The 25,623-nt window shown below is 67.1% G+C and carries 27 protein-coding genes; 10 read left to right on the top strand and 17 right to left on the bottom strand.

From position 1 onward, the window contains the following. Positions 1-307: 307 nt before the first annotated feature. From yhjD to AB0M24_RS43305, 5 genes are all read right to left on the bottom strand, one after another. A complete protein-coding gene (yhjD, locus tag AB0M24_RS43325) occupies positions 308-1,294 on the bottom strand; it encodes an inner membrane protein YhjD (RefSeq protein WP_363780196.1) in 987 nt (328 codons plus the stop codon). Positions 1,295-1,318: 24 nt separating this feature from the next. Beyond that, positions 1,319-2,344 (bottom strand): tryptophan--tRNA ligase, encoded by a 1,026-nt coding sequence (trpS, locus tag AB0M24_RS43320; protein ID WP_363780194.1) that lies wholly within the window; start codon positions 2,342-2,344, stop codon positions 1,319-1,321. Between the two features lie 28 nt (positions 2,345-2,372). After that, a complete protein-coding gene (locus AB0M24_RS43315) occupies positions 2,373-2,564 on the bottom strand; it encodes a hypothetical protein (RefSeq protein WP_363780192.1) in 192 nt (63 codons plus the stop codon). A 122-nt stretch (positions 2,565-2,686) separates the two neighbouring features. Next, complete coding sequence (locus AB0M24_RS43310) at positions 2,687-5,209, bottom strand: bifunctional FO biosynthesis protein CofGH (protein ID WP_363780190.1); 2,523 nt, start codon at positions 5,207-5,209, stop codon at positions 2,687-2,689. 62 nt (positions 5,210-5,271) lie between these two features. Then, positions 5,272-6,930, bottom strand: a complete 1,659-nt coding sequence (locus AB0M24_RS43305) for a TIGR03767 family metallophosphoesterase (protein ID WP_363780188.1) — start codon at positions 6,928-6,930, stop codon at positions 5,272-5,274. Positions 6,931-7,102: 172 nt separating this feature from the next. On the opposite strand from AB0M24_RS43305, the gene AB0M24_RS43300 reads away from it, so the two are divergent. Further along, positions 7,103-7,531, top strand: a complete 429-nt coding sequence (locus AB0M24_RS43300; protein ID WP_363780186.1) for a hypothetical protein — start codon at positions 7,103-7,105, stop codon at positions 7,529-7,531. Here the strand turns inward: AB0M24_RS43300 and AB0M24_RS43295 are convergent. Next, a complete protein-coding gene (locus AB0M24_RS43295; protein WP_363780184.1) occupies positions 7,528-8,319 on the bottom strand; it encodes an exodeoxyribonuclease III in 792 nt (263 codons plus the stop codon). The two genes, AB0M24_RS43300 and AB0M24_RS43295, sit on opposite strands and share 4 nt — an antisense overlap. Before the next feature lie 11 nt (positions 8,320-8,330). Continuing rightward, on the bottom strand, positions 8,331-8,549 hold the full coding sequence (locus tag AB0M24_RS43290; RefSeq protein WP_363780182.1) for a hypothetical protein: 219 nt from the start codon (positions 8,547-8,549) through the stop codon (positions 8,331-8,333). 169 nt (positions 8,550-8,718) lie between these two features. Here AB0M24_RS43290 and AB0M24_RS43285 point away from each other — a divergent pair, with 169 nt between their 5' ends. Further along, complete coding sequence (locus tag AB0M24_RS43285) at positions 8,719-9,033, top strand: hypothetical protein (protein ID WP_363780180.1); 315 nt, start codon at positions 8,719-8,721, stop codon at positions 9,031-9,033. A 27-nt stretch (positions 9,034-9,060) separates the two neighbouring features. Here the strand turns inward: AB0M24_RS43285 and AB0M24_RS43280 are convergent, their stop codons facing one another. The 4 genes from AB0M24_RS43280 to AB0M24_RS43265 form a co-directional block, all read right to left on the bottom strand. Next, on the bottom strand, positions 9,061-11,691 hold the full coding sequence (locus AB0M24_RS43280) for a LuxR family transcriptional regulator (protein ID WP_363780178.1): 2,631 nt from the start codon (positions 11,689-11,691) through the stop codon (positions 9,061-9,063). A 154-nt stretch (positions 11,692-11,845) separates the two neighbouring features. Beyond that, the gene (locus AB0M24_RS43275; RefSeq protein WP_363780176.1) at positions 11,846-12,127 is read right to left on the bottom strand and encodes an SH3 domain-containing protein; all 282 of its coding nucleotides are present in this window, start codon (positions 12,125-12,127) and stop codon (positions 11,846-11,848) included. Between the two features lie 204 nt (positions 12,128-12,331). Beyond that, entirely contained in the window at positions 12,332-13,555 is a 1,224-nt protein-coding gene (locus AB0M24_RS43270) for an NADP-dependent isocitrate dehydrogenase (RefSeq protein ID WP_363780174.1), read from the bottom strand. An 89-nt stretch (positions 13,556-13,644) separates the two neighbouring features. Further along, a complete protein-coding gene (locus tag AB0M24_RS43265; RefSeq protein ID WP_363780173.1) occupies positions 13,645-14,487 on the bottom strand; it encodes an SDR family NAD(P)-dependent oxidoreductase in 843 nt (280 codons plus the stop codon). 115 nt (positions 14,488-14,602) lie between these two features. Here AB0M24_RS43265 and AB0M24_RS43260 point away from each other — a divergent pair, with 115 nt between their 5' ends. The 4 genes from AB0M24_RS43260 (at position 14,603) to AB0M24_RS43245 (ending at position 18,458) form a co-directional block, all read left to right on the top strand. Continuing rightward, positions 14,603-15,409 (top strand): metal-dependent hydrolase, encoded by an 807-nt coding sequence (locus tag AB0M24_RS43260; RefSeq protein WP_363780171.1) that lies wholly within the window; start codon positions 14,603-14,605, stop codon positions 15,407-15,409. Between the two features lie 156 nt (positions 15,410-15,565). Further along, positions 15,566-17,023, top strand: a complete 1,458-nt coding sequence (locus AB0M24_RS43255; RefSeq protein ID WP_363780204.1) for a PHP domain-containing protein — start codon at positions 15,566-15,568, stop codon at positions 17,021-17,023. Continuing rightward, the gene (locus AB0M24_RS43250; protein ID WP_363780169.1) at positions 17,020-17,502 is read left to right on the top strand and encodes a hypothetical protein; all 483 of its coding nucleotides are present in this window, start codon (positions 17,020-17,022) and stop codon (positions 17,500-17,502) included. The genes AB0M24_RS43255 and AB0M24_RS43250 overlap by 4 nt, the downstream gene beginning before the upstream one ends. Positions 17,503-17,513: 11 nt before the next feature. Further along, positions 17,514-18,458 (top strand): ribose-phosphate pyrophosphokinase, encoded by a 945-nt coding sequence (locus AB0M24_RS43245; protein WP_363780167.1) that lies wholly within the window; start codon positions 17,514-17,516, stop codon positions 18,456-18,458. Positions 18,459-18,460: 2 nt separating this feature from the next. Here AB0M24_RS43245 and AB0M24_RS43240 read toward each other — a convergent pair whose 3' ends face one another. The 3 genes from AB0M24_RS43240 to AB0M24_RS43230 all read right to left on the bottom strand — a co-directional run bounded on the left by AB0M24_RS43240 (position 18,461) and on the right by AB0M24_RS43230 (position 21,837). Next, positions 18,461-20,392: an NACHT domain-containing protein gene (locus AB0M24_RS43240; protein ID WP_363780202.1), complete on the bottom strand. Its 1,932-nt coding sequence runs from the start codon at positions 20,390-20,392 to the stop codon at positions 18,461-18,463. Between the two features lie 250 nt (positions 20,393-20,642). Then, positions 20,643-21,140, bottom strand: a complete 498-nt coding sequence (locus AB0M24_RS43235; protein WP_363780165.1) for a hypothetical protein — start codon at positions 21,138-21,140, stop codon at positions 20,643-20,645. A 76-nt stretch (positions 21,141-21,216) separates the two neighbouring features. Next, a complete protein-coding gene (locus AB0M24_RS43230; RefSeq protein WP_363780163.1) occupies positions 21,217-21,837 on the bottom strand; it encodes a TetR/AcrR family transcriptional regulator in 621 nt (206 codons plus the stop codon). A gap of 101 nt (positions 21,838-21,938) precedes the next feature. On the opposite strand from AB0M24_RS43230, the gene AB0M24_RS43225 reads away from it, so the two are divergent. From AB0M24_RS43225 to AB0M24_RS43215, 3 genes are read left to right on the top strand one after another with little or no spacing between them, the layout of a single operon-like run. Then, positions 21,939-22,982 carry a medium chain dehydrogenase/reductase family protein gene (locus AB0M24_RS43225; protein ID WP_363780161.1) on the top strand — a complete coding sequence of 348 codons (1,044 nt, stop codon included), beginning with the start codon at positions 21,939-21,941 and terminating at the stop codon, positions 22,980-22,982. Further along, positions 22,979-23,416 carry a TetR/AcrR family transcriptional regulator gene (locus AB0M24_RS43220; RefSeq protein ID WP_363780159.1) on the top strand — a complete coding sequence of 146 codons (438 nt, stop codon included), beginning with the start codon at positions 22,979-22,981 and terminating at the stop codon, positions 23,414-23,416. The genes AB0M24_RS43225 and AB0M24_RS43220 overlap by 4 nt, the downstream gene beginning before the upstream one ends. Continuing rightward, positions 23,413-23,937, top strand: a complete 525-nt coding sequence (locus AB0M24_RS43215) for an ABC transporter permease (RefSeq protein ID WP_363780157.1) — start codon at positions 23,413-23,415, stop codon at positions 23,935-23,937. Before AB0M24_RS43220 ends, AB0M24_RS43215 begins: the two co-directional genes overlap by 4 nt. Before the next feature lie 3 nt (positions 23,938-23,940). On the opposite strand, the gene AB0M24_RS43210 is transcribed toward AB0M24_RS43215, so the two are convergent. Beyond that, the gene (locus AB0M24_RS43210; RefSeq protein WP_363780155.1) at positions 23,941-24,276 is read right to left on the bottom strand and encodes a hypothetical protein; all 336 of its coding nucleotides are present in this window, start codon (positions 24,274-24,276) and stop codon (positions 23,941-23,943) included. Between the two features lie 60 nt (positions 24,277-24,336). Between AB0M24_RS43210 and AB0M24_RS43205 the strand changes: the two genes are divergently transcribed. Next, entirely contained in the window at positions 24,337-24,951 is a 615-nt protein-coding gene (locus AB0M24_RS43205) for a helix-turn-helix domain-containing protein (protein ID WP_363780153.1), read from the top strand. On the opposite strand, the gene AB0M24_RS43200 is transcribed toward AB0M24_RS43205, so the two are convergent. After that, a complete protein-coding gene (locus AB0M24_RS43200; RefSeq protein WP_363780151.1) occupies positions 24,870-25,340 on the bottom strand; it encodes a DUF3995 domain-containing protein in 471 nt (156 codons plus the stop codon). The genes AB0M24_RS43205 and AB0M24_RS43200 overlap by 82 nt on opposite strands. 9 nt (positions 25,341-25,349) lie before the next feature. After that, positions 25,350-25,610 carry a Prokaryotic metallothionein gene (locus AB0M24_RS43195; protein WP_086669330.1) on the bottom strand — a complete coding sequence of 87 codons (261 nt, stop codon included), beginning with the start codon at positions 25,608-25,610 and terminating at the stop codon, positions 25,350-25,352. Positions 25,611-25,623: the final 13 nt, after the last annotated feature.

The raw sequence follows: 25,623 nt of genomic DNA, 5'->3' as shown, positions 1-25,623 counted from the left end.
GTTGGGTCAAGTCGACACGCTTTTCGTCGACTTGACCCAACCCCTCTGGCGCGGCTCGCTCCGACGCGACTCGTGACGGGACCCACCCCACCAACGCAAGCACCTACGCAACCGGCAGCCGCCCAAAGCAACAGGCGTGCCATCAACCCGCGTGTAGCGCTGGTGGGTCTTTGATCAGATTGGCGGGGTCTGGGGCAGAGCTCCCAGAACGCAACCGGAACAGACGCACGGCACGCGCCCACCTACGGACACGGAACAGGACCCGCCGACGCAACCGGGGGACGGCCTACGGAACAGACGCGCAGCCCTACCGCTTCCGAAACCGCAACCCAACCAAAGCCCCAACAACAGCCCCAGCCCCCAACATCAACGAAGGCGAAGGCCCACTCCGAACCGAAACCACAGGAGAAATAACAGCAGGAGGCGGCACAGCAACCACCACAGGCTCAAGATTCTCCCGAGCAGTAGCAGTCCAAGCAGCAATAAACAACAAAAACTGCGCCACCAAATTAGCAAACACCAGCACACCAATAACAGACCCAAAAGCCGCAGCAGTAGGCGACCGAGTAACAAACGACAAAAAGATCGACGCAGCCTGCTTCAAAACCTCAAACCCGATAGCAGCAGCAAAAGCCCCGCGCAACGCACTACGCCACCCAACGGGCTTACGAGGCAACCGAGCAAGCACCCACAAAAACACCATCCAGTTGGCCAGCAACGACAGCACAATCGCGCCAATGGCCAGCAAAACCCGAGCCCACCCAGCGCGTTCAAAACCCAACCACCCGAGGATGTCCTCAGCGAACCCAGTCCCGGCAACCGTGATCCCGATCGACACCACGATCGCAAGCCCAAGCCCGATCAACGCGACCAGATCCCGCCACAACGTCCCGAAGAACGGCAGGTTCTGCTTGTCATGCCCCCACTGCGCAGTCAACGCATCGCGAAGGTTGCTCATCCACCCAAGGCCGGAGTACGCGGCACCGAGCAGACCGATGATGCCGACCGTGCCCTTGGACTCCAGAGCGGTGTCCACGGCCTCGTTGATCTGCTCGACCAGGTTCTTGTCCGGAATGGCCTCGGCGATCACAGACCGCAGCTCAGCCAGCAGATCAGGCTGCGACTGCAGCACAAACCCGGCGACAGCGAACCCGATCATCAGGATCGGCACGAGAGACAACACGCTGAAGTACGTGACCGCGGCGGCGTAGTGCGTGCCGTAGCGCTCGGTGTAGCGCTCGTAGGCCAGCATGATGTGGTCGAGCCACGCGTACTTCCGCCGCCACTTGTCCACGAACAAGACGCTAGTGCACCTGCACTACTCGGGCAGAACAAACCCGATCTTGTCGTACGTCCGGCGCAACGTGCCGGCCGCGACCTCGCGAGCGCGTTCGGCGCCACGAGCCAGGATCTTGTCCAGCGACGCCACGTCGTCGAGGTACATGCGGACGCGTTCCTGCACCGGCGTGACCCACTCGGTGAAGACCTCGCCGAGGTCCTTCTTCAGGTCGCCGTAACCCTTGCCGTCGTAATCGGCAACCAGTGACTCCACCGAACGACCCGTCAGGGCCGAGTAGATCGTCAGCAGGTTGGAGACGCCCGGCTTGTTCTCGACGTCGAAGATGATCTCGCGGCCGGTGTCGGTGACCGCCGAGCGGATCTTCTTGGCCGAGCGCTTCGGGTCTTCCAGCAGTTCGACGACGCCGCCGGGGACCGACTTGCTCATCTTCGCCGTCGGTTCCTGCAGGTCGAAGATCTTGGCCGTGTCCTTGACGATGTACGCCTCAGGCAGGCGGAAGGTCTTGCCGTAGCGCGAGTTGAAGCGCGTCGCCAGGTCGCGGGTCAGCTCCAGGTGCTGGCGCTGGTCCTCACCGACCGGCACGTAGTGCGCCTGGTACAGCAGGATGTCCGCGGCCTGCAGGATCGGGTAGGTGAACAGGCCCACGCCGACCGCGTTCTCGGAACGCGAGGACTTGTCCTTGAACTGCGTCATCCGCGACGCCTCGCCGAAGCCCGTCAGGCACTGCATGACCCAGCCGAGCTGGGCGTGCTCCGGGACGTGCGACTGCACGAACAGGGTCGCCCGATCCGGGTCGATGCCCAGCGCGAGCAGCTGAGCGGCCGAGACGCGCGTGTTCTGGCGCAGTTCCTTCGGGTTCTGCTCCACGGTGATCGCGTGCAGGTCGACGACGCAGTAGAACGCGTCGTGGTCGTCCTGCAGGGCCACCCACTGCCGCACCGCACCCAGGTAGTTGCCGAGGTGGAACGACCCGGCCGTCGGCTGGATGCCGGACAGGACGCGGGGACGCTTTACGGGCTCTGCAGGCGCGTTCTCCGTGGACACGAACGAAATCTTCTCAGACCAGCGCGGATCAGTTCTGCGTGGTGTCCTGCTGGACCAGGTCGACGCGCTGGTTCGCCGCGATGACCGGGGCCGGCTTGCGGCGCTTCACCAGGCCGTACACCAGACCGCCGACGCCCGCCGTGACCGCGATCAGACCCACGGGACCAGCTGCCGTACCGGTCATGCTGCTCTCGACCGCAGCACTCAGTACCAGACTCATGCCGTGCACTTGCCGAGCCTCCCCAAGGCACAGACCCACCCGGAACGGGTGAACCTTGCTAGTTGATTGGCCGCCAAGCTACCGATCACCGGTAGCGTCGATGCGCCGAATCAGACTATCGGTCACCGGTGATCGGTTCGCACTCGCCCATATGTCGTAGTCCGCTGACGGGCGTTACGCCCTGCTAGTGAAGCCAGGGTCTCAAGCTCACTCACAGTGCGCGCCGACCCGTGTTCGGACCCTGCCATGCGGCTGATGGTCTCCTCCATCAACGTGCCGCCGATGTCGTTCGCACCGCCGTTGAGGATCTCCGCGGTGCCCTCGTCGCCGAGCTTCACCCACGAGCACTGGATGTTGTCGACGCGTCCGTGCAGCGCCAGCCTGGCGAACGCGTGCACGGCCCGGTTGTCCCGGCGGGTGGGGCCGGGGCGGGCGACTCCTGCCAGGTAGATGGGGGCGTTGCGGTGCACGAACGGCAGCGCCACGAACTCGGTCAACCCACCGGTCCGGTCCTGCAACCGGGACAGCACCCGGAAGTGCGTGAGCCAGTGGCCGGGGTGGTCCACGTGGCCGTACATCATCGTGCTCGACGAGCGAATACCCAGCTCATGGGCGGTGCCGACGACGTCGAGCCAGGTGGAAGTGGGCAGCTTGCCCTTGGTCAGCACCCAGCGCACGTCGTCGTCGAGAATCTCGGCCGCGGTACCGGGAATCGTGTCGAGCCCGGCTTCCTTCAGCTCGCTCAGCCACTCGCGCACGCTCACGCCGGCCTTCGCGGCGGCTGAAACGATCTCCATCGGGCTGAACGCGTGCACGTGCATGCCCGGCACGCGCTTCTTGATCGCCCGCACGATGTCGGCGTAGTAGGTCACCGGCAGCTTGGGGTCGATGCCGCCCTGCATGCAGACCTCGGTCGCACCCGAGTCCCACGCCTCCTGCGCCCGGTCGGCGACCTCCTCAGCCGAGAGCCTGAACGCGTCCGCGTCGCGCTCGCGCTGGGCGAAGGCGCAGAACCGGCAGCCGACGTAGCAGACGTTCGAGAAGTTGATGTTCCGGTTGACGACGTACGTGACGTCGTCGCCGACCACCTCGCGGCGCAGGTCGTCGGCCAGCTTCACCATCTCTTCCAACGCCTGGCCGTCGGCGGTGAGCAGCGCCATCGCGGCGTCGGTGTCGTCGAGCAACGCCGCCGGGTCGTTCGCGGCGATCTTCAGTCCACGTTGGACGTCTTCGGAAAGCCGTTGCGGGGCAACGGGAATCTTCAGCTCGTCCCAGTCGCCGTAGACCTCGTCGAAGTCGCCACGACGGTCGCTCGTGCGACCTTCGGTGTCGATCGCGGTGTTGAGATCCGCGCGTCCGTACGTGTCGAGCCCGCCGTCCGGCTCCTGCCACTCACGGCCGACGACTTCCGCGTCGGGGTTCGCGAGGCCGCTTTCCAACGCCAGCGCGGAAACGTGCGCGGTGAGCCGGGTGTCGATCCACTGCCCCGCCGTCGCACGGACGTAGCGCGGGTAGACGTTCAGCCTCTCCTGCAAGGAAAAACCGGCTTCGCGCGTGATGTCCGCGAGCTTGTCGACCTGAGGCCACGGCTTCTCGGGGTTGACGTGGTCCGGCGTGATCGGCGAGACGCCGCCCCAGTCGTCGACGCCCGCGCGCAGCATGAGGTCGAACTCCTCGCCGACCAGGTTCGGCGGCGCCTGCACGCTCACGGTGGACGGCATGACAAGGCGCGCAACGGCAATCGTCGCCGCGAGCTCGGTCAGGTCGGCGTCGGGCATGCCGCGCATCGCCGTGTCCGGCTTGGCGCGGAAGTTCTGGATGATGACTTCCTGGATGTGCCCGTACTGCTTGGCGACCTGACGCATCGCGAGCAACGACTCGGCGCGCTCGGTCAGGTTCTCGCCGATGCCGATCAGAATCCCGGTCGTGAAGGGAACGTTGACGCGTCCGGCGTCCGTCAGCACCCGCAGGCGGACGGCGGGATCCTTGTCCGGGCTGCCGTAGTGCGGCCCGCCCTTCTCGCTCCACAGCCGTTCCGCCGTGGTCTCCAGCATCATGCCCATGCTGGACGCGACCGGCTTGAGCCTGGTCAGCTCCTCCCAGCTCAGCACGCCGGGGTTGAGGTGCGGCAGCAGGCCTGTTTCCTCGAGCACCGCGATGGCACTGGCCCGCACGTAGTCCAAAGTGGACTCGTAGCCGCGTGCCTCCAGCCACTCCTTCGCCTGCGGCCAGCGGTCCTCCGGCCGGTCGCCGAGGGTGAACAGCGCTTCCTTGCAGCCCTGCTCGGCGCCTGCTTTCGCGATCGCCAGCACCTCGTCGCGTTCCAGGAACGCGGCAGGCAGCTTGTGCGGCACGGTCGCGAAGGTGCAGTAGTGACACCTGTCCCGGCACAACCTGGTCAGCGGGATGAACACCGACCGGCTGTAGGTGACGACCCCGGGACGCCCTTCGGCGAGCAGGTGCGCGTCCCGCACCTTGCCGGCCGCTTGAAGCAACGCGTCGAGGTCCTCATCGCGCGCATGCAGCAACACGGAGGCCTCGGTCGCGTCGAGCACGGCACCGTCAGCTGCCCGGCGCAGCGCACGCCTCATGGCCGCCGCGCTCGGGCGGGGCTGCGGTGGGGTTAGCGAGATGTCCACTGCCACGTCAACGACCTTAGGCCGCTGAAATTCCTGATCACCGCGATCAGGGTGTGGGAAGTATTACCTCAGCGCACGCTGACCAGCAGCTCCGTGTTCCGGTCCAGCAGCGTGCCCAGCGGGTTCGTCCGCGAGTGGATGTCGTTGTAGGTGAACTCGCGGCACAGGCTCGCCAGCGCCGTGTCTGACCGGTCGTCGTAGTCGACCTGGTACGGCGCGTCGGCTTCGAGCAACGTCGTGAACAGCGACAACGTGCCGTCGCCGTTGTCCGCGACCTCGATCACGCGGGCGTGCTGCGGGTAGTCGACGTGCGCGGCGGTGTTGATCTCCCAGAAGCTGCGGGACGCCGTGTCGTGGCGGTGCGGCGTGATCACGTTGCGGTGCGTGTGGCCGTTGACCCACGCCAGCACGTTCGGGAAGCGGTGCAGCAGGTTGACGAGCGCGTCGCCGTTCATACGCGGGTCGAGCGGGCGTCGCTTGTCCGGCAGCAGATTGCCCATGGTCGTGCTCGTGTGGTGGCTGAACAGGACGAACAGCTCGTCGGTGACGTTCTGCCGGGTCGGCCTGCCGAGCCAGTCGTAGTAGAGCGAGCTGTTGCGCTTGAGCGTCTTCTCGATCCAGTTGAGCTGGTGCAGGCCGATCGAGCCGGTCGAGAAGCCGGCGAGGTTCGTGGTGTCCATGCTGATGCCCGTGACGCCCGGCGCCATCCGGAACGTGTAGAAGACGTCCGTGCCGTCCGCGTTGGCGTCCGTGTACCCGTGGCCGCCCGTTGGCAGGTGCTTGCGCACGAACTCACCGGTGTCGAAGAGTCGTCGCCTGCTGTCTGGCGTGACGGTCCGGACGACGCCGCCCGTGGCGAGGATGGCCATCGCTTCAGGGATGGCCTTGGGGTCGTTGAACGCCTGCGCGACCTTCGCGTTCTGCACGGGGTCGCCGAAGCCGACGATCTTCTTGCGGCCGGTGTACCAGCTGTCGAGGAGGCCGTCCGGCAGCGCGCCGACCACGCTGTCGTCGTGGTTGCCGATGGTTGCGAACCACGGGATTTCGAGCCCTGGGCTGGTGAACTCCCTGACGGCCGAGTCGAGCAGTCCGTTGAGTTGCGGGAAGCCTGCTGCTTTGTAGTCGTCCGAGCCGCTCATGTCCGGCTGCCAGAACGTCTTGATGCCCGCGTTCTGCACGCCCTCGTACCTGCTGTCGCCAGTGTTCGGCGTGATGCGGCCGCCGTTGAGGATCGCGAGGAACCAGTCGAGCTCGATGTTCTCGTGGTTGTCCGTGTTGTCGCCGGTCGTCATGAGGAAGTCGAACGGCCTGCCGGTCAGCGGCCCTCTCTTGACGGCGTTGACGCGCTTCACGAGCGACGTGGAGCCCTGCGTCAGAAGCGCCTCCTGCGGCCGGTGCGCGCTGGAGCCCATGATCGGGTGCAGGTACTCGAAGCGCAGCGGACTCTGGGCGTCGCAGATGTGCATGTCGCTGAACTGCACGAAGCTGGTCAGCGCTCGGCGCCGAGCTTCCCTGCCGGTTTTCGCCTGGATCAGGTCGTTGCGCACGACCGTCGGCCAGCCGGGCCCTGCCGCGAGCCTGCGGTAGCCGCTGGTGCCGATCGGTGCGGCCGCGGTGTCGAGCGTGGTGCCCGCGGTGAACGCAAACGCTTGGCCGTCGAGCAGCGGCACACCCGCCACGCCGACACCCATCGCCGTCAGGAAGGTGCGCCTGCTGAAACCAGACATGAGCCGCCCCCGATCTCATCGATGGTGAATCATGTTCAGATTCGGGGAGCTGGCAGGTGAAATCGAGCCGTCAGCCGGGGGACAAGAGCGATAAAGGCTGGTCGGGCTGGGTCAGTCGGCCTACTGCAACACGCTCGGCCCAGGCGGCGTTGGAGTGCCAGGAGGTGGGTCCATGGCAGACGATGATCAGTACGGCACGCACGCGGCCATCGCGGTCGTGATCGGCATCGTGCTGCTGGCCATCTCCCTGCCCGCGCTCCCGAAGGCGTTCAAGGTCAGCCTCGACCTGGGCACACCCGGCACGTACGTGGTCAGCAGCCAGATCGAGTGCTCGGCCCGCTGCTACTCGCGCTCCGGGACGTTCACGAGCGACGACGGCAAGACCACGCGGTCCGGCGTGCACATCCGCAACGGCCTGCCTCGCGGCCTGAAGGAGGGCACCAGCGTGCGCGCGTTCGACATCGGCGCGCGCGACGAGGTGTTCACGCACGAAGGCCAGGCCGGGTATCCGTACGGGCTGTTCTTCATCCTGGGGATCGTGGGTGCGGCCGCGCTCGTGCTCGGGGTCGACCACGCGTGGCGGAACCGCAAACGGCCCTAGGCGTAGACGACGGTGACCGGGGCGTGGTCCGACCAGCGCTCGGCGTACGTGGCCGCCCGCTCCACCACAGCTGACTGCGCGCGAGCCGCCAGCCCGTCCGTCGCCACCTGGTAGTCGATCCTCCACCCGGAGTCGTTGTCGAACGCCTTGCCGCGGTACGACCACCACGAGTACGGCCCGACGGCTTCGGGGTGCAGCGAGCGCATCACGTCGGTGTAGCCCGAGGCGAAGACCGAGGACATCCACTCGCGCTCGTAGGGCAGGAAGCCGGACGACTTCTGGTTCGTCTTCCAGGCCTTCAGATCCGACTCCTGGTGCGCGATGTTCCAGTCGCCGCACACGAGAACCTCGCGGCCCGACACGGCCGCCTTTTCCCGCAGCGACACCAGGTACGGCAGGAAGGCCGCCATGAAGCGGTCCTTCTCGTCCTGCTTCTCGGTGCCGACGTCGCCGGAGGGCAGGTACAGGGACGCCACGACGACGTCCGGCAGCTCGATCTCCACGTACCGGCCGGACGACTCGAACTCGGAAACACCGAAGCCGACGCGCACCGACGAAGGCTCGACGCGTGAAAGCACACCCACGCCCGCGCGGCCCTTCAGCGACGACGGGGCGTAGACGGCGTGCCAGCCTTCGGGCGAGTGGACGTCAGGAGACAGCTCGTCAGGTTCCGCGCGGACTTCCTGCAGACACACCACGTCCGCGGAGGAGGACGCGAGCCACGAGAGGTAGCCCTTCTTGGCGGCGGCGCGCAGACCGTTGACGTTGATCGTGGAGACCGTGAGCACGACGGAGGAGCCTACTGGGAGGCCAGGCCCCAGGCCTTCGGGTACTCGGCGCCGCAGCCCGCGCAGTACGCCCTCAGGTCGAAGTAGCCGACGACCGTGGCCATCTCGTCGCGGGGCAGCGCGAGCTGGCGCTGGCCGTCGATCTCGGTGTAGAGGCCCTGCCACTCGGGCTCGCAGGTGCACGGAACGAGATCTCTGGCCCTGCCCCACCGAAACATGTTCCGCAGCATGGCCACAAGTTTGCCACACGCCACCGAAGTCGTTGCCCAATGCAAACCGGCACTTCGGTGTCAACGAACACTTGAATCGCACCTCTTGAGCGTGCGGACCCACATCAGCCAAATTTCCACCGGGCCCAGGAAATCTCCCCAAAGCAGCGAAAAGCATCAAGGAGAAGAAATGAACGCGATCAAGGGTGTTCTCGTCGGTCTCGCCGCCACCGCCGTGCTCTTCGGCGGTGCCGCCCAGGCCGTCGCCGCCCCGGCCACGTCGCAGTCGACCGAGGCGTCGGCGAACGTGACCGGCGAGGTCGTCGCGGTCGTCAAGGGCAAGTCCATCAAGGTGCGCGTCGACGCCTCCACGGCGGTGGACGTGGACTACGACGTCAAGAAGACCGTCGTGTCGGGCGAACTGAAGGTCGGCGCGTCGGTGAACGTGAACGGCAAGAAGGTCGACGGCAAGATCGTCGCGTCGGGCATCGTCGTCATCAAGTAACACCAACGGAAAAGGCCGGCGCCGCCCTCACGCGCCGGCCTTTTCCAATGCCGCCGCCAGATCGCGGCGACCGGAAATGCCCAATTTCCGATATGCACGCGTCAGATGAAGTTCGACGGCTCGTGGCGTGACGAACAGCTCCGCCGCGATTTGCCGGTTGGTCAGGCCGAGCACGGCGCGGCGCACGATGTGGTCCTCCTGTGCGGTCAGCACCGAGCCCGACGACGTGCGGGCCGGACGTCCTCCCGCCGCGCGCAGCTCCCGTGCCGCGACGCCCATCAACGGGATCGCGCCGCACCTCTTCGCCACGTCGTACCCCTGCCGCAACGCCGCCAGAGCCTCCGGGCCGCGGCCAACGGAACGCAGCGCGACACCCCAGTCGACCAACGCGCGCGCGAGCTCAAGACGTGCCGAAGACGTCCGCAACGTCGACACGGCCTCCTCCAGCAACGCCACACTTCCTGACACCACACCGGAAACGCGCAAAGCCACCCCGATCGGCACCGGGAGTCCCCAGTCGCGGGCCAGTTCCAGCTCCTGCCCGATCAACCGCAAGGCCTGATCTCGCTCCCCCAACGCCAAGTGCGCCAACGCCGCGTGCGAGCGCCACGGCTGCAAAGAAGGGTTACGAGCTCCACGACGTTCCATGCGACGACCGCAGTCGAGGTGGTCGCGCAACGCCGAGACGGGATCGCCCAAAGCCATGTGCAGCCGGCCGCGTTGGTGCAGAAGTGCGTGGTAGTGCACGTATTCAGGCAGATCGCCGTCCAGCTCGCGTTCGCGCACCAGGCGAAGAGCAGAAGCCGTCGCCCCCGTGTCGACCCACGCGCCGACGAGCCCGGCCACCGCGATCACGACGTTGCCGTCCTGGTTGGCCCCCAAGGCATCCAGCTTCTCCAGCGCGGTCATCCCGTGCTGTTCAGCAAAGGGCAACGCCCCGAGCCGCCGCGCCACATGGCACCGCAACCCCTGCACCAAAGCCGCGCACACGGCCAGATCGCGCTCGGCCGTCACCCGCAAAGCCTCGTCGCACTGCCGGTCGGCCTGCTCGTACTCGTCGATCCCGATCAACGCCACGATCATGTGCGCGAACGAGAACTGGTCGATCAGGTCGCGCCCGATGTGCAACGGCAACGACGACTGCACCCGCCGCCGCGTCTCGCCGGGAGAAACACCGATCGTCGCGCCCCGATACGCCAGCAACGTGTTGAAGAACCGCTCGTTGCGCGCCGAGGTCATCCGCGAACCGCTCAACCGCGCGATCCGCGTCTCCACCTCGCCGGAGAAGAACGACTCCTCCAGCCCGAGCGACAACGCGTACAAGTCCATGCGCTGAGCCAGATCCGCGTCGACACCCGACACCCGGGCGATCACCGACTCGACCTTCGCGACCGCGTCCCGGTACATCCGCCGGCCCGCCAGGTCGTAGGCGAGCAGCAACGCCATCCGTCCCTCGGCCAGCACGTCCATCGACGCCCCCGCGGCCTTGTTCAGCGACGCCAGAGCAGCCCCTGGATCCACCAGCGACTGCGCCTCGCTCAGCTCGACCAGCACCTCGCCGCGCAGGTCGTCCGGCAGCGGTTCGCGCAGAAGCCTGCGCAGACAGGCGATCGCTCTGTCCGAAGTGGACCGGCGGGCGGCGGCGCGCAGCACGTCCCGCACCCAGTCCTCCCCGATCGGCGCGGCCTCCAGCAGGTGCGCGGCCACGTCGTCGACCGGCGCCTGGTCGTCGTGCCGGAACCGGGCCGCGCGAGCGTGGATCGCCGCCCGGTCCAACGCGGTCGTGCTGGCAGCCAACGTCGTCAGCACCATCGGCACACCCGCGAAACCCAAGCCGCTCAACGCCCGTGACGCGTCCACGGCCTCCTGCGGCCCCAGCCCGGCGGCAGCACCGGCCAGCGCCAGATCAGCCTCGCCGAGCACCGCGAACGACCGCGCCAGCGCCACCACCTGCGAGCCCGCCTGAGCGAGCCGCGAGACCAGCTCGCCGTCCCGTTCGCCGAGGTCGCGAGGGCGCAGACCTAGGAGATAGGGGTTGCCGCAGGTGGCCACGCGCCAGTCAGCGACCACCTCGTCGGTGACACCACTCGAAAACAGTGTCCGCAGGAACCTGCCGCACGCCGCCTGGTCGAGGCCGCCGAGCCGGACGCGGGAAGCGTCCCCGACCACCTCGCGCAGCAACGGCGTCGCGTCCAGCGCGAGCCCCCGCGTCACCACCACGGCGACCGGCAGCTCGCCCAACCGTCTTCGCAGGTAGGACAGGAAGTTCAACGACTGCGCGTCGGCGTGTTCGAGATCGTCGACGGCCAGCAGCACCGGCGAACCGGCGGACACCTCGCGCACCAGCCGGTGCAGCCGGTGCATCGCGGCCTGGTCCGCGTCGCCGTCGAGGATCTCGTCGGCCTCGCTCTCGAAGAGCTGCGCGAGAACCCCGAACCGGAACCGGGACTCCGACACCGAACATTGCGCGCGGTACACCTCGAAGCCGAGCTCGCGAGCCATCCGCACGGTCTCGGTCAGCACCGACGTCTTGCCCATGCCGACCCGGCCCTCGACGCACACCACGGAGGGCACGCCCGCGGCGGCCTCCTCCAGCGCGTGCCGCACTGCCGTCAGCTCGCGCTTGCGGTCGGACACCACGGAACTCGTGACCGCCACCTGGATACGCCCCTTCGCCGCAACGCAGTTCGAACACGTGGCGGCGCGTTCTAGGCCGTTCCAACCAGTCCAGCCAGCTCAATCCTATGGAGGCCCACCCGGCCTGGAAAGGGCTTACCGGACCGGGAAACACCTCGAACTTTCGGAGCAGTCCTCAGGTGCAGTTGGAGTCGCTCGTCAACGCCACGAACTGCTGGCTGACCCAGCGCCGGTCGCTCAGCATCCGGTAGCCGTTCTCGACGCGCGCCTGGGCGTCGGCCACGGCGTCGCGCTGCATCGTGGAGACGATCGGCTGCATGTCACCGGGGCCGGACCGGACGTTGAGGATGTCCGCCGTCACCGTGACCTTGCAGATCTGGGCGCTCTTGTCGCTGCCCATCGGCTTGCCGCCGTTCGCGAGGTACATCACCCCGGCGACGCCGAGCACCCCAATCACGATCAATCCCCTGACCGGTACACCCAACATCGCCGCCTCCGAGATACCGCACTGCCTGGACCAGCAGATATAGCGGCTCAACAGGCCTCGTGGACGCGTCGGCGCGGCAACCACCCGCAAGAGGAACCGGTCGGGTGACACGGGAACGAGAAAGGCCACCCCGGTGTGACCGGGGTGGCCTTCTCACGTACTCGAATCAGGCGATCAGAACGACGCCATCTTCTTCTTGAGGTTCTCGTCGAGCGCGGCGAGGAAGTCCTCGGTGGTCAGCCACGCCTGGTCCTTGCTGATCAGCAGGGCGAGGTCCTTGGTCATCTGACCGGCCTCGACCGTCTCGATCACGACCTCCTCGAGCGCCTCGGCGAAGCGGATCACCTCGGGGGTGTTGTCCAGCTTGCCGCGGTGCATGAGGCCACGGGTCCACGCGTAGATCGACGCGATGGGGTTCGTGGAGGTCGGCTTGCCGGCCTGGTGCTGGCGGAAGTGACGCGTCACGGTGCCGTGCGCGGCCTCGGCCTCGACCGTCTTGCCGTCCGGGGTCATCAGGACCGACGTCATCAGGCCGAGCGAGCCGAAGCCCTGCGCGACCGTGTCGGACTGGACGTCACCGTCGTAGTTCTTGCACGCCCAGACGTAGCCGCCCTCCCACTTCATGGCAGCGGCGACCATGTCGTCGATCAGGCGGTGCTCGTAGGTGAGGCCCTTGGCGTCGAACTCCGCCTTGAACTCCTCGTTGAACACGCGCTCGAAGATGTCCTTGAAGGCGCCGTCGTAGGCCTTCAGGATCGTGTTCTTCGTCGACATGTAGACGGGGTAGCCCCGCTGCAGGCCGTAGGAGAACGAGGCGCGGGCGAAGTCCTCGATGGACTTGTTGTAGTTGTACATGCCCATCGCCACACCGCCCTCCGCCGGGAACTCGGTGACGACGTGCTCGATCGGCTCCGAGCCGTCTTCCGGCTGGAACGTGATCGTGAGCTTGCCGGCGCCGGGCACCTTGAAGTTGGTGGCCTTGTACTGGTCGCCGTGGGCGTGACGGCCGATGATGATCGGCTTCGTCCAGCCAGGCACCAGGCGCGGGACGTTCGAGATGATGATCGGCTCGCGGAAGACGACACCGCCGAGGATGTTGCGGATCGTGCCGTTCGGCGAGACCCACATCTTCTTCAGGCCGAACTCCTCGACGCGCGCCTCGTCCGGCGTGATCGTGGCGCACTTGACGCCGACGCCGTGCTTCTTGATGGCGTTGGCGGCGTCGATGGTGACCTGGTCGTCCGTGGCGTCCCGGTGCTCGATGCCCAGGTCGTAGTACTCAAGGGTGACGTCCAGGTACGGGTGGATCAGCTTGTCCTTGATGAACTGCCAGATGATCCGGGTCATCTCGTCGCCGTCGAGCTCGACGACGGTGCCCTGAACCTTGATCTTGCCCATAACTCCGGGCGCTCCTCTCGCGACGATGCAAGCAAGACAAGCGTACTGGTAAACCGCTCGGGTGTGCCTGCGACCCTGGTTACACCGATTCAGGCGTCTTCAAGATCGAAGTCCGTCGAGCGGCTCACGTGCTCCCACTTGTCGATTTCCGCGTTCCGTGCCTGGTCGGCCATCCGGATCATGTCCACCGCGTCGCCGCCGAGCAGCAGACTCAGCGGTGGTTCCTCCATGGCTACCACGTCGAGCATGACCCGCGCGGCCCTGGCCGGATCACCGGGCATGTTGCCGTGCGCGCCACGCACCATGTCGAGGAGGGCCCCGACAGACGGAACGTAGTCCTCTCCCGGCTCGGTCACCACCAGAGAGGGGCCGGTCCAGTCCGTCTGGAACCCGCCGCACTCGACGATCGTCGCCCTCACCCCGAACGGCGCGCACTCGGCCGCCAGCGACTCGGTGAAGCCGCGCAGCGCGAACTTGGCCATGACGTACGGCGCGAGCCCGCCACCCAGCGCGGTGTGGCCCGCGGTCGAGCCGATCTGCAGGAAGTGGCCGGACCGCTGGGCGCGCAGGACCGGCAGCGCGGCCTTGGTGACGTTGACGACGCCCATGAGGTTGATCTCCAGCTGGTCGCGGAAGTCGTCCTCCGAGCACTCCTCGATCGACGTGACGCGGCCGGCGCCCGCGTTGTTCACGACGACGTCGAGGCGGCCGAACTCACTGACCGCGGTGGCCACGGCCCGTCTCGCTTGGGAAGCGTCACGCACGTCGAGTGCAACAGATCTGACCCGGTCGCCGTGTTGAGAGACGAGGTCGTCGAGATCGCGCGGGTTGCGCGCGGTGGCGACGAGCCGGTGCCCGGCGGCGAGAACGGCCTCCGCGGTCTTGCGTCCGATACCGCGGGAACTGCCGGTGATGAGCCAAACCTGCGCCATGTCCGTGCTCCATTCGTCAGCGATCAGTTGTCCGGACATATGGAGTTCTGGCTTCAGACGCTGATACCGGCAGCTACTGTTTTCACCCGTCGGGTGATCACCAGAAGGGGCGTAAGTGTCAACTGGGCCAACACATGCGATGAGCGGGCTGCTCGCTTGGAGCGCTGTCACCGCACTCGCGTCGAGTCACCCGATCGGCCAACTCTCGCCGCAGAGCTGGGCTGTTGGAGCAGTTCTCGCTACCGGAGCGGCACTTCTGCCCGACCTCGACCACCCCGGATCGACCATCTCGCGCACGTTCGGAGCATTGAGCGGCGGGCTGTCGGCGGGCATCAACGTGGTCAGCAGCTTCGTTTACCGGACAACACGTCTGAAGAAGGATTCCAAGCGAGACGGCGGACATCGCGGTCTCACGCACACGCTCGTCTTCGCGGTCATCGCGGCGTTGTTCACCACCGCCGTCGTGCAGAACAGCCAGAAGTGGGCGCTGCCGGCGTTGATGTTCGTGTTCGCGGGCCTGGCCGTGCGCGGGATCCTGAACGACTGGAACCCCAAGCAGGACGCGCTGATGATCACCGTCGTGTCCGCGGGCGTGACGTGGGCGATGATCGCGTGGACCTCGCGGACGAACGCGTCCGCCGCGGCGTGCGGAATCGCGGTCGGCGTCGGGTGCTTCGCGCACTACGTCGGCGACGCGATCACCGAGCAGGGCTGCCCGATGCTGTGGCCGATCCCGATCATGGGCAAGACGTGGTTCCCGGTGGCGCCGCCGAAGATCATGCGGATGAAGACCGGTGGCGTGGTGGAGATGGCGATCGTCGGACCGGTCGTGACGATCCTGTCGGTGTGGCTCGGACTCGCCGCGCTGCAGGCCACGGGCGCTCTGCCGTTCCTGGACTGGGTCGACCTGCTGCCGATCTAGATCGTTCACTCAATCGTTCTTCCACCAGCCATTCAGCGGCTACCTGGGGCTCACCCGATCGGTCTAGGTTCCACGAACCCGGACCAGTCGTGTGGAGGATCAGCCGTGCCCGAAGTAGCCCGCAGACGTTTCTTGCAGGGCGCGAGTGCGCTGGGTGTGGCTGGGGTGCTGGGGGCTGGAACGGCCTCCGCGTCGTCCCGGTACCACTGGCTCTCCGGCGACCACCACACGCACACGCAGTACTCGTACGACGGCATGTACACGATCGAGCAGCAGATCCGCGGTGCGTTGCGGCACGGCACGGACTGGCTCGTGATCACCGACCACGGGCACGCGTCGCACGAGGCGCACTCGGTCGAGGCGACCGCGGCGGACATCGCGCGGGCTCGGCGGAAGTTCCCTCAGCTGCTGCTGTGGCACGGCATGGAGTGGAACGTTCCCGGCGCCGAGCACGCGACCCTCTTCCTCGAGGACTGCCGGGACGAGGCCGGGGTGCTGCGCGACTTCGAGCGGCAGTTCGACTGGCGGTTGAACGGTGCCGAGGCCTCCAACCCGGCCAACGAGAAGAAGGCCCTCGACGCGATCCGGTTTTTGCAGACCAAGATCCGCAACGGCACGATGAAGTCCGCGCTGGTGTTCGTGAACCACCCGATGCGCAACGGCCGCGTCGCTCCCTACGAGCTGCGGAACATGCGCGACCTGGCACCGGACATCGTTGTCGGCATGGAGGGCGCGCCCGGTGCGCAAGGCGACGGCTCACCGTTGCGAGGACCCGGCGGCCACCGCGGCGGTTACGCGAACAGCCCAGGTTCGAACTCCTATCCGGCCTATCCGGCGGAGGCCTACAAGACCTTCGGCGGCTTCGACTGGATGACGGCGAAGCTCGGCGGCGTCTGGGACTCGCTGCTCGCCGAGGGCCGCGGCTGGTGGATCACGTCGAACTCCGACTCGCACTTCAACTCGCGCGACACCATCGTCCGCGTGCCGGAGCCGGGCAACCAGTTCGACCTCACCGGCAAGCACCTCGACCCGCTCGACATCGGCCCGCCCCAGGTGCTGCCGCCGTACGTCGACTTCTTCCCGTGCGAGTTTTCCCGGACCGTCGTGGGCGCCACCCGACGGACGCGCGGCGCCGTGATGGAGGGTCTGCGGGCCGGACGGGCATGGGTTTCGCACGGCGGTCTGGTGGACAACCTCGAGTTCTCGATCTACGGCACCGGCGGCTCGGCGACGTTGGGCGAACGGCTGCGCGTGCGCCGTGGATCCGACGTGACGGTGCTGGTCAAGGCACGTTTGGCAACCCGCCCGAACAGCGCGGGATTCGTGCCGCGGCTTCGTCGTTTGGACCTCATCAAGGGCCTGGTAACCGGTCCGGCCCCATCTGAAACGTTGTCCACGCCACACGTGAAGGTCGAGCGATCCTACGAGCCGCGCTGGCACTATGCGGTCTTCACGCACACGTTCCGCAACGTCCGGGAGCCTTTTTACCTCCGATTGCGCGGAACCGACGGCAACCGCGGCGCGTTCGAACCCCAGGCGGACACTCCGGGAGCCGCGAACCCGTGGGAGGACCTGTGGTGCTACACCAACCCGATCTTCGTGGAGGTCAGGTGACCAGCACCTTCATCGGCGTCGACGCCGGCTACGAAAACCGCTGGGAAGCGGAGAAAATCGCTCTGGAACTGCACGACACCCTGCTGACCACGGCGCGAACCGTCGTGGTGCACGAGGTCGAGCAGCACTACGCGATGTCCTTCCTCGTTCCGGTCCCGCCGTCGGACGCAGTGGTGAACTCACTGGTCCAGCAGGGCTTCGGAGTTGCGGTACGTGGCGCGTCATCAGGGCGTTTGGTAGGACCGGAGGCGCTGCGAGCAGGCGCCTCCGTTGCTGCCGAGGCCCACCAATACCGCCGCGAGGGGCGCGCTCTGCGCTACCAAGGCCAACGGTCGTTGCGCGGCCGTCACGGCGTGTCGGACATCCTGGCGTTCACGGCCATAGAGGCTGTTTTGCCGCGTGGTGTGCACACGGTCGACACGCGCGGCAACCTCACACCGTTCTTCCAGGACGGCAAGCTGGTGCTGGTCGTCGAGTAGGTTCTGCTGGTGTGCGTGACATCGCTGTCTTCACCGGTTCCGCCCACCCGTCACTCGCCGCCGAGATCTGTGGTCATCTCGGAGTCGACCTCTCGCCCAGCCGCCTGACCCGGTTCGCCAACGACTGCCTCGAGGTGCAGCTGCAGGCGAACTGCCGGGAACGGGACGTGTTCCTGATCCAGCCACTGGTGCCGCCGGTGCAGGAACACCTCGTCGAACTGCTGCTGATGCTGGACGCTGCCCGTGGAGCCTCCGCCGCGCGCACGACGGTGGTCTTGCCTCACTACGCGTACGCACGCTCCGACAAGAAGGACGCGCCACGGATCTCGATCGGCGGACGGCTGGTCGCGGACCTGATGGTGGCCGCGGGGGCGTCGCGTGTTTTGGCGATGACGTTGCACTCGCCGCAGGTGCACGGGTTCTTCTCGGTGCCGGTCGATCACCTGCACGCTCTGCGCGAGTTGGCGGCGCACTTCTCTCGCTACGACCTGTCGAACACCGTTGTGGTGTCGCCGGACCTGGGCAATGCCAAGGAGGCGGCGCACTTCGCCCGGATCCTCGGTCTGCCTGTCGCGGCTGGGGCGAAGCAGCGGTTCGCGGACGACAAGGTGCAGATCCAGACCGTGATCGGCGACGTGGCCGGGCGCGATGTGATCGTGCTGGACGACGAGATCGCCAAGGGGTCGACGGTGATCGAGCTGCTGGGGAAGCTGCGGGAGCGCGGGGCCGGGCCGATTCGGGTGGCTTGTACGCACGGGCTGTTTTCTTCTGGTGCGTTGGATCGGTTGCAGGCGTTCGACGACGTGCTGGAGATCGTCGCGACGAACACCGTGCCGATTCCTGCCGAGAAGGTCGTGCCGAAGTTGAAGGTGTTGTCGATCGCGCCGGCGATGGCCGAGGCGATGCGGCGGATCAACGTCGGCGAGTCGGTCTCAACCCTGTTCGAGGCGCCCTGATGTCAGGGTGACACGGCCAAATGCGGCATCTCACGCTTGAGCGCGCTCAGCGCATCACGGTTGATCCGTTCAACACTCACGACCGACACCTTCTTCAGCGAGTCGCGCCATCGCTCGATGCCGTCGAGCGACTCGAACCAACTTCCTTCGAACCTGATCTCCGCCACCGACTCGACGAAGTCGAACGCGTGAAGGCTTTCAAGCTCCATCGAGTCGATCGTGAGCTCGGCGAGACGGAACCTCGTCTTGATCACGTCGAGGTCCTTCTCCTGCCAGCGGTCGAGTTCGAGGCTCGGCACCTGAGGCAACATGCCGAAAAGTGACAACGGCGGTTCCTTGTCGAGGAAGTAGCCGAGGGTCAGCTTGTTCAGCGATCGCATGTGCCGGGCGGCAATCAGTGTTGCCTGGTCCTTCACGTACAACGCTTTCCGGGGCAGGGTTCCGAGGACCGCCTCGCCGTAGTCCCGCATTTCGAAGTACGCCATGCACCGGAGCACTTCCTCGAACACCCGGTCCCGCGGGTCGGCAGCGAACCCGGCCAGCACCGGGAGCGCCTCGTCCAAGCGGGTCTCGGCCAGCGCCCGGATCGTGGCTGTCACCTCCTCGATCGTCTGCGGGTTGCAGTCGGCGAGCAGATCGATGACGTACTCACCCGCGGAAGCGATCGTCTTCGCCTTGCTCATCGACCTCGGTGGCAACAGACTCGACGTCTTGAGCTGGATCTCGCGACGCAGGTCCGAATCCAGCTCCGGCGCGGTCTCCAGCGACGCCAGCACCAGCAGCTGCAGATCGCCGCGGTTCAGCAGGCCACGCAGCAGTTCCTCGCGTTGTCTCTGCGAGGCGTGTCCCACCGCCATGACGACAACCTCGTGCCATTGGTCGAGATGAGCGTTTTGCACAACCGTGCCCACGTCATCGATGGTCATGGCGTCTCTGGCGGCCAGGTACTCCTGAAACGTCCGGTGGATGAAGTCGACCCGGCCCTCCACCGGCTCACGAATCAGGCCTGAGCGTTCGAGCAGATGCCGGTACACGTCCTGGTTGCCGGCCTTGGCCTGCGGCATGTGGTGCAAACGCTGGGAGATGCGGTACAACGCCCTCGGCACCTCGACGTCGGTGTAGCCGTTGCGAATCAGCCAATACGCGAGATCTCCGAGAAGCAGCAACTTCTCGGTCCTGCCGAGCCCGTCGACCGCGCCGATCTTGCGTTCGAGGTCGCGGCGCTCCAGCAACATCTGCAGTGCGACCTCGTACAGCTCCATGCGGTTGCTCGGTAGCGTCGCCCGGCGATCCTGGTGCAGCGCGCACAACAACGCGCACAACAACGGATACCCGGAAAGCTTGCGCAGGTGCGCACGGTTGACCAGGAGGTCGAGCAGGCCCGCCTCGCAGTCCTTGAGCTTCTGCCGCGACTCGTCGTCGACGCACATCAGCTGCATCGCGCCGTGCCATCTCTCCACGAACAGCTGAACATCGGCGCGGTTCATGGGCAGCAGGTTCATCACCGAGAACCGGGCGTCGAGGAGCCACTGCGGAGGCGCGCCGCCGGGCCGAGACGTCACAACCACCCTGGTCAGTGGAAATGCGCCGACCAAGTCTCGCAACCACGTACGGGCTTCCTCACGACGGTCGGCCGTGAGCTCGTCCACACCGTCGATCAGCACTACCGCGCTGCCGTCACGCAGCTTTTGCTGCACCCAGCCACGCGGAAGCTCATCCGTGATGAACCTGCCGATCTCGTCCAGGAACTGCTCGGGGGCCGGCAGCTCCCTACCCGCGTACCTCCGCAGCGGGATGAAGAAGGGGATCGTCCCGTTCCAGTCCGCCAAGCCCTCGGGGAAGTCGCCCAGGGCGCTTCGCACGGCGATCCAGTGCAGCAAGGTGGTCTTGCCGAGCCCTGCCTCACCGCGGATGAAGACCCTTCGAGCATCCATGAGCAGTTGCTCGACCCGACGGACATCGCCGACCTCATCGGACGACGCGGTCAGGCTGATGTAGGCGACGGACAGCGGGTACCGCCTGCTCGCGTCGGCCAGAGTGACGCCGAAGAGCTCTACCTGGTCGAACTTGCGGGCGACCAGCTGCCGGTAGTCGTAGTCGAAGCCGGCGCTGCGGTCGCGTTGTGGCAGGCGGGCGAGGACCTCGCGGATGCCGTCGAGCATCTCGCGATCCCTGCGCAGCAACTCAGTCAGTGCGTTCGCCGAGAACGACGGCAGTCCGCGGGAGATCTCGATGACATAGCCACAGCACTCTCGCAGCAGCAGGTCGTACAACGCCGTGGAGTCCGCGGACAGCAATGTCGTCTGGCTGGGCACCCGTCGGCGGATCGACCGGGTCCAGATGACCCGCGTCGAGATCGGCGGCGAACAGATCGGTGTCGTCCAGCGCGGCACCGTCGAAGGTGTCGCGCACCGCCTCGATCGCGGCGAGCTGGTCGTTCTCCGCGAGAGTGCGGAACTCCGTTTCGATGATGGGTTCGAGCCGATCGACCACGGCCTCCGCGAAATCGTCCATCAGGCGGACGAACTTGCGCCGGTCCCGTTCCTTCGTGAGCTTGGCGGACAGCTGGTCGACCGCGGCGCCGCCCAGCTCGGCAGCGATCTTGTGGTCGCCGAGCCACAGTTTGGTGGCTGTGCGGACCGCGACGGTGCCGAGCGATATCAAGGCGGTTTCGACGGGCATCGGCCCATCAAAACTCATTCGGACCGGTTCGACTCCGCTGCTACCGGGATCTGACCCGAATGCAGCAGGGCACGCCCTACTTCAGGTGCGCCAACGCCTTGATCAGCCGGTCCGCCACGTCCGCCGGCCCCGGCATCTTGCGCACCACGGCCCGTTGGTGCGCAAGGCCGTGCAGTCCGAGCCACAACGCCACCGCGTCGCCGTAGAGGTCGTCGCTCCCATCAGCGATCCCGGCGTCCACGCAATCGCCGAGCACCGAAGCGAGCACGGTGAGGGCCTCGGCGCCCAGTGAGTCCAGGTCGGCGTCGGTGATCGAGGTGTCGTCGACCGACGGGGTCCACAGGCCGCCGAACATGATCCGGTAGCGCTGCGGGTGTTCGCGCGCGATGTCCAGGTAGGCGTTGCAGACCGCGAAGAGCCTCGTGCGCGGGTCCGGGCCCACGTTGGCCTCGCGCAACGCGACCGCCAGCCGGTCCATCTCCTGCTGGACGACCGCCAGCATGATCGACGGCTGGTCCGCGAAGTGCGCGTAGATCGACGGCGCGGCGATTCCCGCCTTGCGGGCTACCGAGCGCAGGGTGACCGCTCGTTCGTCGCCGCCCTCGTCCAGGAGGGCCTGAGCTGCGGCGATGATCTCTTCTCGCAGCTTGCCGCCTTCACCTCGGCGGTTGCGCCTGCGCGGTTCGGTGCTCGTCACACGCGTAACCATACACCTGAAAGTTTATCGGTGTTAGGTCTTGCGTTCGTAGACTTACGGGCGTTAGCTTACGCCTGTCAGCACGAACCAGAGGAGCCAAGATGAACGCCACCACCGCCACCACGACCGAGATCGTCCTGCCGGGCATCGTCGAGCCCGACGGCCTGCGGGTGCAGGTTCGCGAGCTGCCCGCGCCGGCACAGGGGCAGGTCGTGCTGCGGATGGACGCGACCGGCGTCTCGTTCGCCGAGCAGCAGATGCGTCTGGGCAAGTACTTCGACCAGCCGCCGTTCCCGTTCGTGCCCGGTTACGACGTGGTGGGCACGGTCGTGGCGACCGGGCCGGGCGTCGACGAAAGCCTGAAGCTGCACCGGTTCGCCGTCGTCACCAAGGTCGGCGGGTGGGCCAGCCATCTGATCGTCGAGGCCGCCGACCTGGTGCCGGTGCCGGACGGGGTGGACGCGGCCGCGGCGGAAACCGTTGTGGTCAACGGAGTCACGGCGTGGCAGATGATGTACCGGACGGCGAAGGTCGAGCGCGGCGACACGATCGTCGTGCTGGGCGCGAACGGTGGCGTGGGCTCGACGTTGGTGCAGCTCGCCCGCCACGCCGGGATCAAGGTGATCGGCACGGCCTCCAAGCGTCACCACGACGCGGTGCGCGCGCTCGGCGCGATTCCCGTCGACTACCGCGACCCGAACATGTACGACCGGATCCGCGAGATCGCGCCGGACGGGGTGGACGCCGTGTTCGACCACGTCGGCGGCCCCGCTCTGCAGGAGTCCTGGAAGCTGCTGCGCAAAGGCGGGTGCCTGGTCAACTACGGTTCGGCCGCGACGAAGGACGAGCCGGGCAACGCGATGCTGCCGGTGCTCAAGCTCTTCGGTCAGCTGATGCTGTGGAACCTGCTGCCCAACGGCAAGCGCGCGGGTTTCTACAACTTCTGGGCGGGCAAGCGCTTCCGCCCGGCCGCCTTCCGCGCTCGGCTGCGCGACGACCTCACGCAGGTGCTGGAACTGGTCGGCAAGGGTGTGCTCACGCCGCAGATCGCCGCGCGCATCCCGTTGTCCGAAGCGGCTTCCGCGCTCGCGCTGGCCGAGTCGCGCACCGTTCTCGGCAAGGTCGTCATCGTCCCGGAGCCGTGAGCGAGCCGCTCGTCGTCGCGGCCGCGACCGCGTTGGTCGACCGCGGCCGGGCAGTCACCCTGCGCGCCGTCGCCCGCGAGGCGGACCTCCCCACCTCGTCGATCTACCAGCACTTCCCCGACCCCGCGGCGATCCTGCTGGCCGTGTGCCGCAACGCTTTCGCCGAGCTCGAAGCAGCAGTCCTCAGCGCAGCCGACGTCCACGCGGCAGGCCTCGCCTACCTGGACTTCGCCGCTCGCCATCCCCGCCGCTACCGGCTGATGTTCGGCGTGGCGGACCTCGCCGAACCGGCCGTCCGGTTGTTCTCCGGCAACACCGCGCTCTGGCTCGGCCTGCACGGTCTCGCCCACCAACGCTCGTCAAGCCGCCGCACGCACGTGTTCTCCGCCGTCGCCCCGCGCCTGATCACTTCACTCTCGGAGGTTCCACCATGATCGCCGCCTACCTCGGCTTCGCGTTCGCCTACGTCTTCGGCCACGGCGCCAACCTGCTGTCCAAGACAGGTTCGCTGCCCCTGCCGGGATGGCTGCCGCTCGGGTTGCTCGGCGGCGGGCTTCTCGTCGGCACGATCCTCGCCACGAGGGTGTCGCTGCACGTCCAGCGCACGGCATCGGCCGACCAGCGCCGCGCCGAGAAGCTCGTCGGCACGGCGTGGGTGACCGGGTTCGTCGCACTGGGGCTCGCGATCACGGGCCTGAGCACGGTGTTCGACAAACCCGAGCTGCAGACCGTGTTGTGGCCTGCGGGGTCGACGATCGTGGTTGGCCTGATCTACATCGCCGAAGGCGCCGTACGCCGCAATGCGTTGCACTACAACCTGGGGACGTTCCTGGCGCTGGTCGCGGCCGCTTCGTTGTTCCTGCCCGCACCTGGCCTGTTCGCCGTGCTGGCCGTGCTCGGCGGCGGCGCCTACCTGGTGGCCGCGCTGCTGGAACGCCGTCGCGTTGCGGTATGACGACTACAGCTTCACTCGCACCGTGACACGACCCTTGTCGTCACGGTGCGATGTCGCGTGTCCAGTCTGTTGCGCGCCATCGAGGTCGAGAGTGAGCGGACCGCCCTCGCCGTTGAAGTTGCGCCACCACGTCTTGGCGTCCGGCATCATCACCTGGATGCTCACAACGTCGCCTTTTCGTTGGTAGCCAACGGGTGTGGAGAACGTGCGACCCGAGCGCCGTCCCGTGTAGGACACGACGGTGATCCCCTTGCGCACGAGCTTCCCGACGACCGGGGCGTCGCGCAGTCCGACCATCATCCTGTTCACGCCGCGGACGAACGATCCCTTGAAGTTCATGGCTCCCAACGTAGTCTCGTAAGTGGAGAACCCCCTCCACTTGGCTCGAAGTGAGAAGAAATGACCGCCTCGCAGTCTCAGTTGCGCGCCGATGCCCAGGAAAACCGCGCACGGGTGCTGGCCGTCGCACGGGAGTTGTTCGCCGAACGCGGCCTGGACGTGCCGATGGCCGCGATCGCACGTCGTGCGGGTGTCGGCGTGGCGACGTTGTACCGGCGCTTCCCCACCAAGGAGTCGCTGGTGGTGGAGGCGTTCACGGAGCAGTTCGCCATTTGCCAAGCCGTCATCGAGGAAGCGCTGGTGGATCCCGACCCGTGGCGCGGGTTCTGCACCGTGATCGAGAAGGTCTGCCTGCTGCAGGCGACGGACCGCGGGTTCACGGCCGCGTTCGTCGCGACGTTCCCCGAGATGCACTCCGAGGTGCGGGAACGGACGTGGCACTGCTTCGGCGAGCTGGTGGACCGGGCTCGAGCCGGTGGGCAGCTGCGCGCGGACTTCTCGCCGCACGACCTGACGCTGGTGCTCCTGGCCAACAGCGGTCTCGCGGGCGCGCCGGTCGAGGTGGCGGTGGCGGCGTCACAACGCCTGGTCGCCTACCTGCTGGAGTCGTTCAGGACCGGCACGGACGCACTGCCGCCGCCCGTGCCGTTGAGCCTCGACCTGGTGCTCCAGTAGGCGGCGAGCACGAGCACGCCGCCGAGCACGAACCACGGGTTCCAGAGCCACAGGCTCCACCTGGTCTGCCGCTCGCCGACCTGCTGCGGCAGATCCGTTGTCAGCAAAGCGATCTCGACGGCGAGTCCGCGCAGAAGAAGGGCCGCGCCGCCCAGCAACGTCAGCAGGCGCCGCCACCTTCGCGTGAGGTCGAGGCAGAACCAGGCGCCGACGAGCAACAGCGCCGCGACGCCCCACAGCCCGCCGAGCACGAACCAGGCCGGCCGTTGCGCGGCCAGCCCGGCGCCGGCTGACTCGGCCAGGCCGGCCGAGCCGCCCAGCGCCCAGTACACGTGCAGTGCGGCGAACAGCGCGCACCACGTCGCGGCCGCGATCCCCCAGGTCTTCACGCCACCCAGTTAACCCGGATGGGCCCCGACGGTGTCGCGGATCATCGCGCCCAGGTCGGTGGACGCCGAACGCGCGCAGTGGGCGCAGCAGAAGAAGCGGCCCTCCACCTCCACGCCGTGCCCGATCACGCGGCAGTCGCAGTGCTCGCAGCGCGGGGCGAGGCGCTGGATCGCGCACTCGAAGCTGTCGAACGTGTGCACGCCGCCGCCGACGGTGCGCACCTCGAAGGCCATCCAGTACTCGTTGCCACAGACGTCACAGGTCGCCATGCGCGGAAGACTG

This window comes from Lentzea sp. NPDC051838, from assembly GCF_040681245.1.
Lineage (GTDB): Bacteria > Actinomycetota > Actinomycetes > Mycobacteriales > Pseudonocardiaceae > Lentzea.
The sequence above is the reverse complement of the archived record's forward strand: the minus strand, read 5'-3'. Positions and strand labels throughout refer to the sequence as shown.

Excerpts from the sequence above, each read along its gene's own strand:
- AB0M24_RS43315 (WP_363780192.1), bottom strand. The coding sequence starts at position 2,564 with ATGAGTCTGGTACTGAGTGCTGCGGTCGAGAGCAGCATGACCGGTACG.
- AB0M24_RS43305 (WP_363780188.1), bottom strand. The coding sequence starts at position 6,930 with ATGTCTGGTTTCAGCAGGCGCACCTTCCTGACGGCGATGGGTGTCGGC.
- AB0M24_RS43300 (WP_363780186.1), top strand. The coding sequence starts at position 7,103 with ATGGCAGACGATGATCAGTACGGCACGCACGCGGCCATCGCGGTCGTG.
- AB0M24_RS43290 (WP_363780182.1), bottom strand. The coding sequence starts at position 8,549 with ATGCTGCGGAACATGTTTCGGTGGGGCAGGGCCAGAGATCTCGTTCCG.
- AB0M24_RS43285 (WP_363780180.1), top strand. The coding sequence starts at position 8,719 with ATGAACGCGATCAAGGGTGTTCTCGTCGGTCTCGCCGCCACCGCCGTG.
- AB0M24_RS43270 (WP_363780174.1), bottom strand. The coding sequence starts at position 13,555 with ATGGGCAAGATCAAGGTTCAGGGCACCGTCGTCGAGCTCGACGGCGAC.
- AB0M24_RS43265 (WP_363780173.1), bottom strand. The coding sequence starts at position 14,487 with ATGGCGCAGGTTTGGCTCATCACCGGCAGTTCCCGCGGTATCGGACGC.
- AB0M24_RS43240 (WP_363780202.1), bottom strand. The coding sequence starts at position 20,392 with ATGGATGCTCGAAGGGTCTTCATCCGCGGTGAGGCAGGGCTCGGCAAG.
- AB0M24_RS43235 (WP_363780165.1), bottom strand. The coding sequence starts at position 21,140 with ATGCCCGTCGAAACCGCCTTGATATCGCTCGGCACCGTCGCGGTCCGC.
- AB0M24_RS43225 (WP_363780161.1), top strand. The coding sequence starts at position 21,939 with ATGAACGCCACCACCGCCACCACGACCGAGATCGTCCTGCCGGGCATC.
- AB0M24_RS43215 (WP_363780157.1), top strand. The coding sequence starts at position 23,413 with ATGATCGCCGCCTACCTCGGCTTCGCGTTCGCCTACGTCTTCGGCCAC.
- AB0M24_RS43210 (WP_363780155.1), bottom strand. The coding sequence starts at position 24,276 with ATGAACTTCAAGGGATCGTTCGTCCGCGGCGTGAACAGGATGATGGTC.
- AB0M24_RS43205 (WP_363780153.1), top strand. The coding sequence starts at position 24,337 with ATGACCGCCTCGCAGTCTCAGTTGCGCGCCGATGCCCAGGAAAACCGC.
- AB0M24_RS43195 (WP_086669330.1), bottom strand. The coding sequence starts at position 25,610 with ATGGCGACCTGTGACGTCTGTGGCAACGAGTACTGGATGGCCTTCGAG.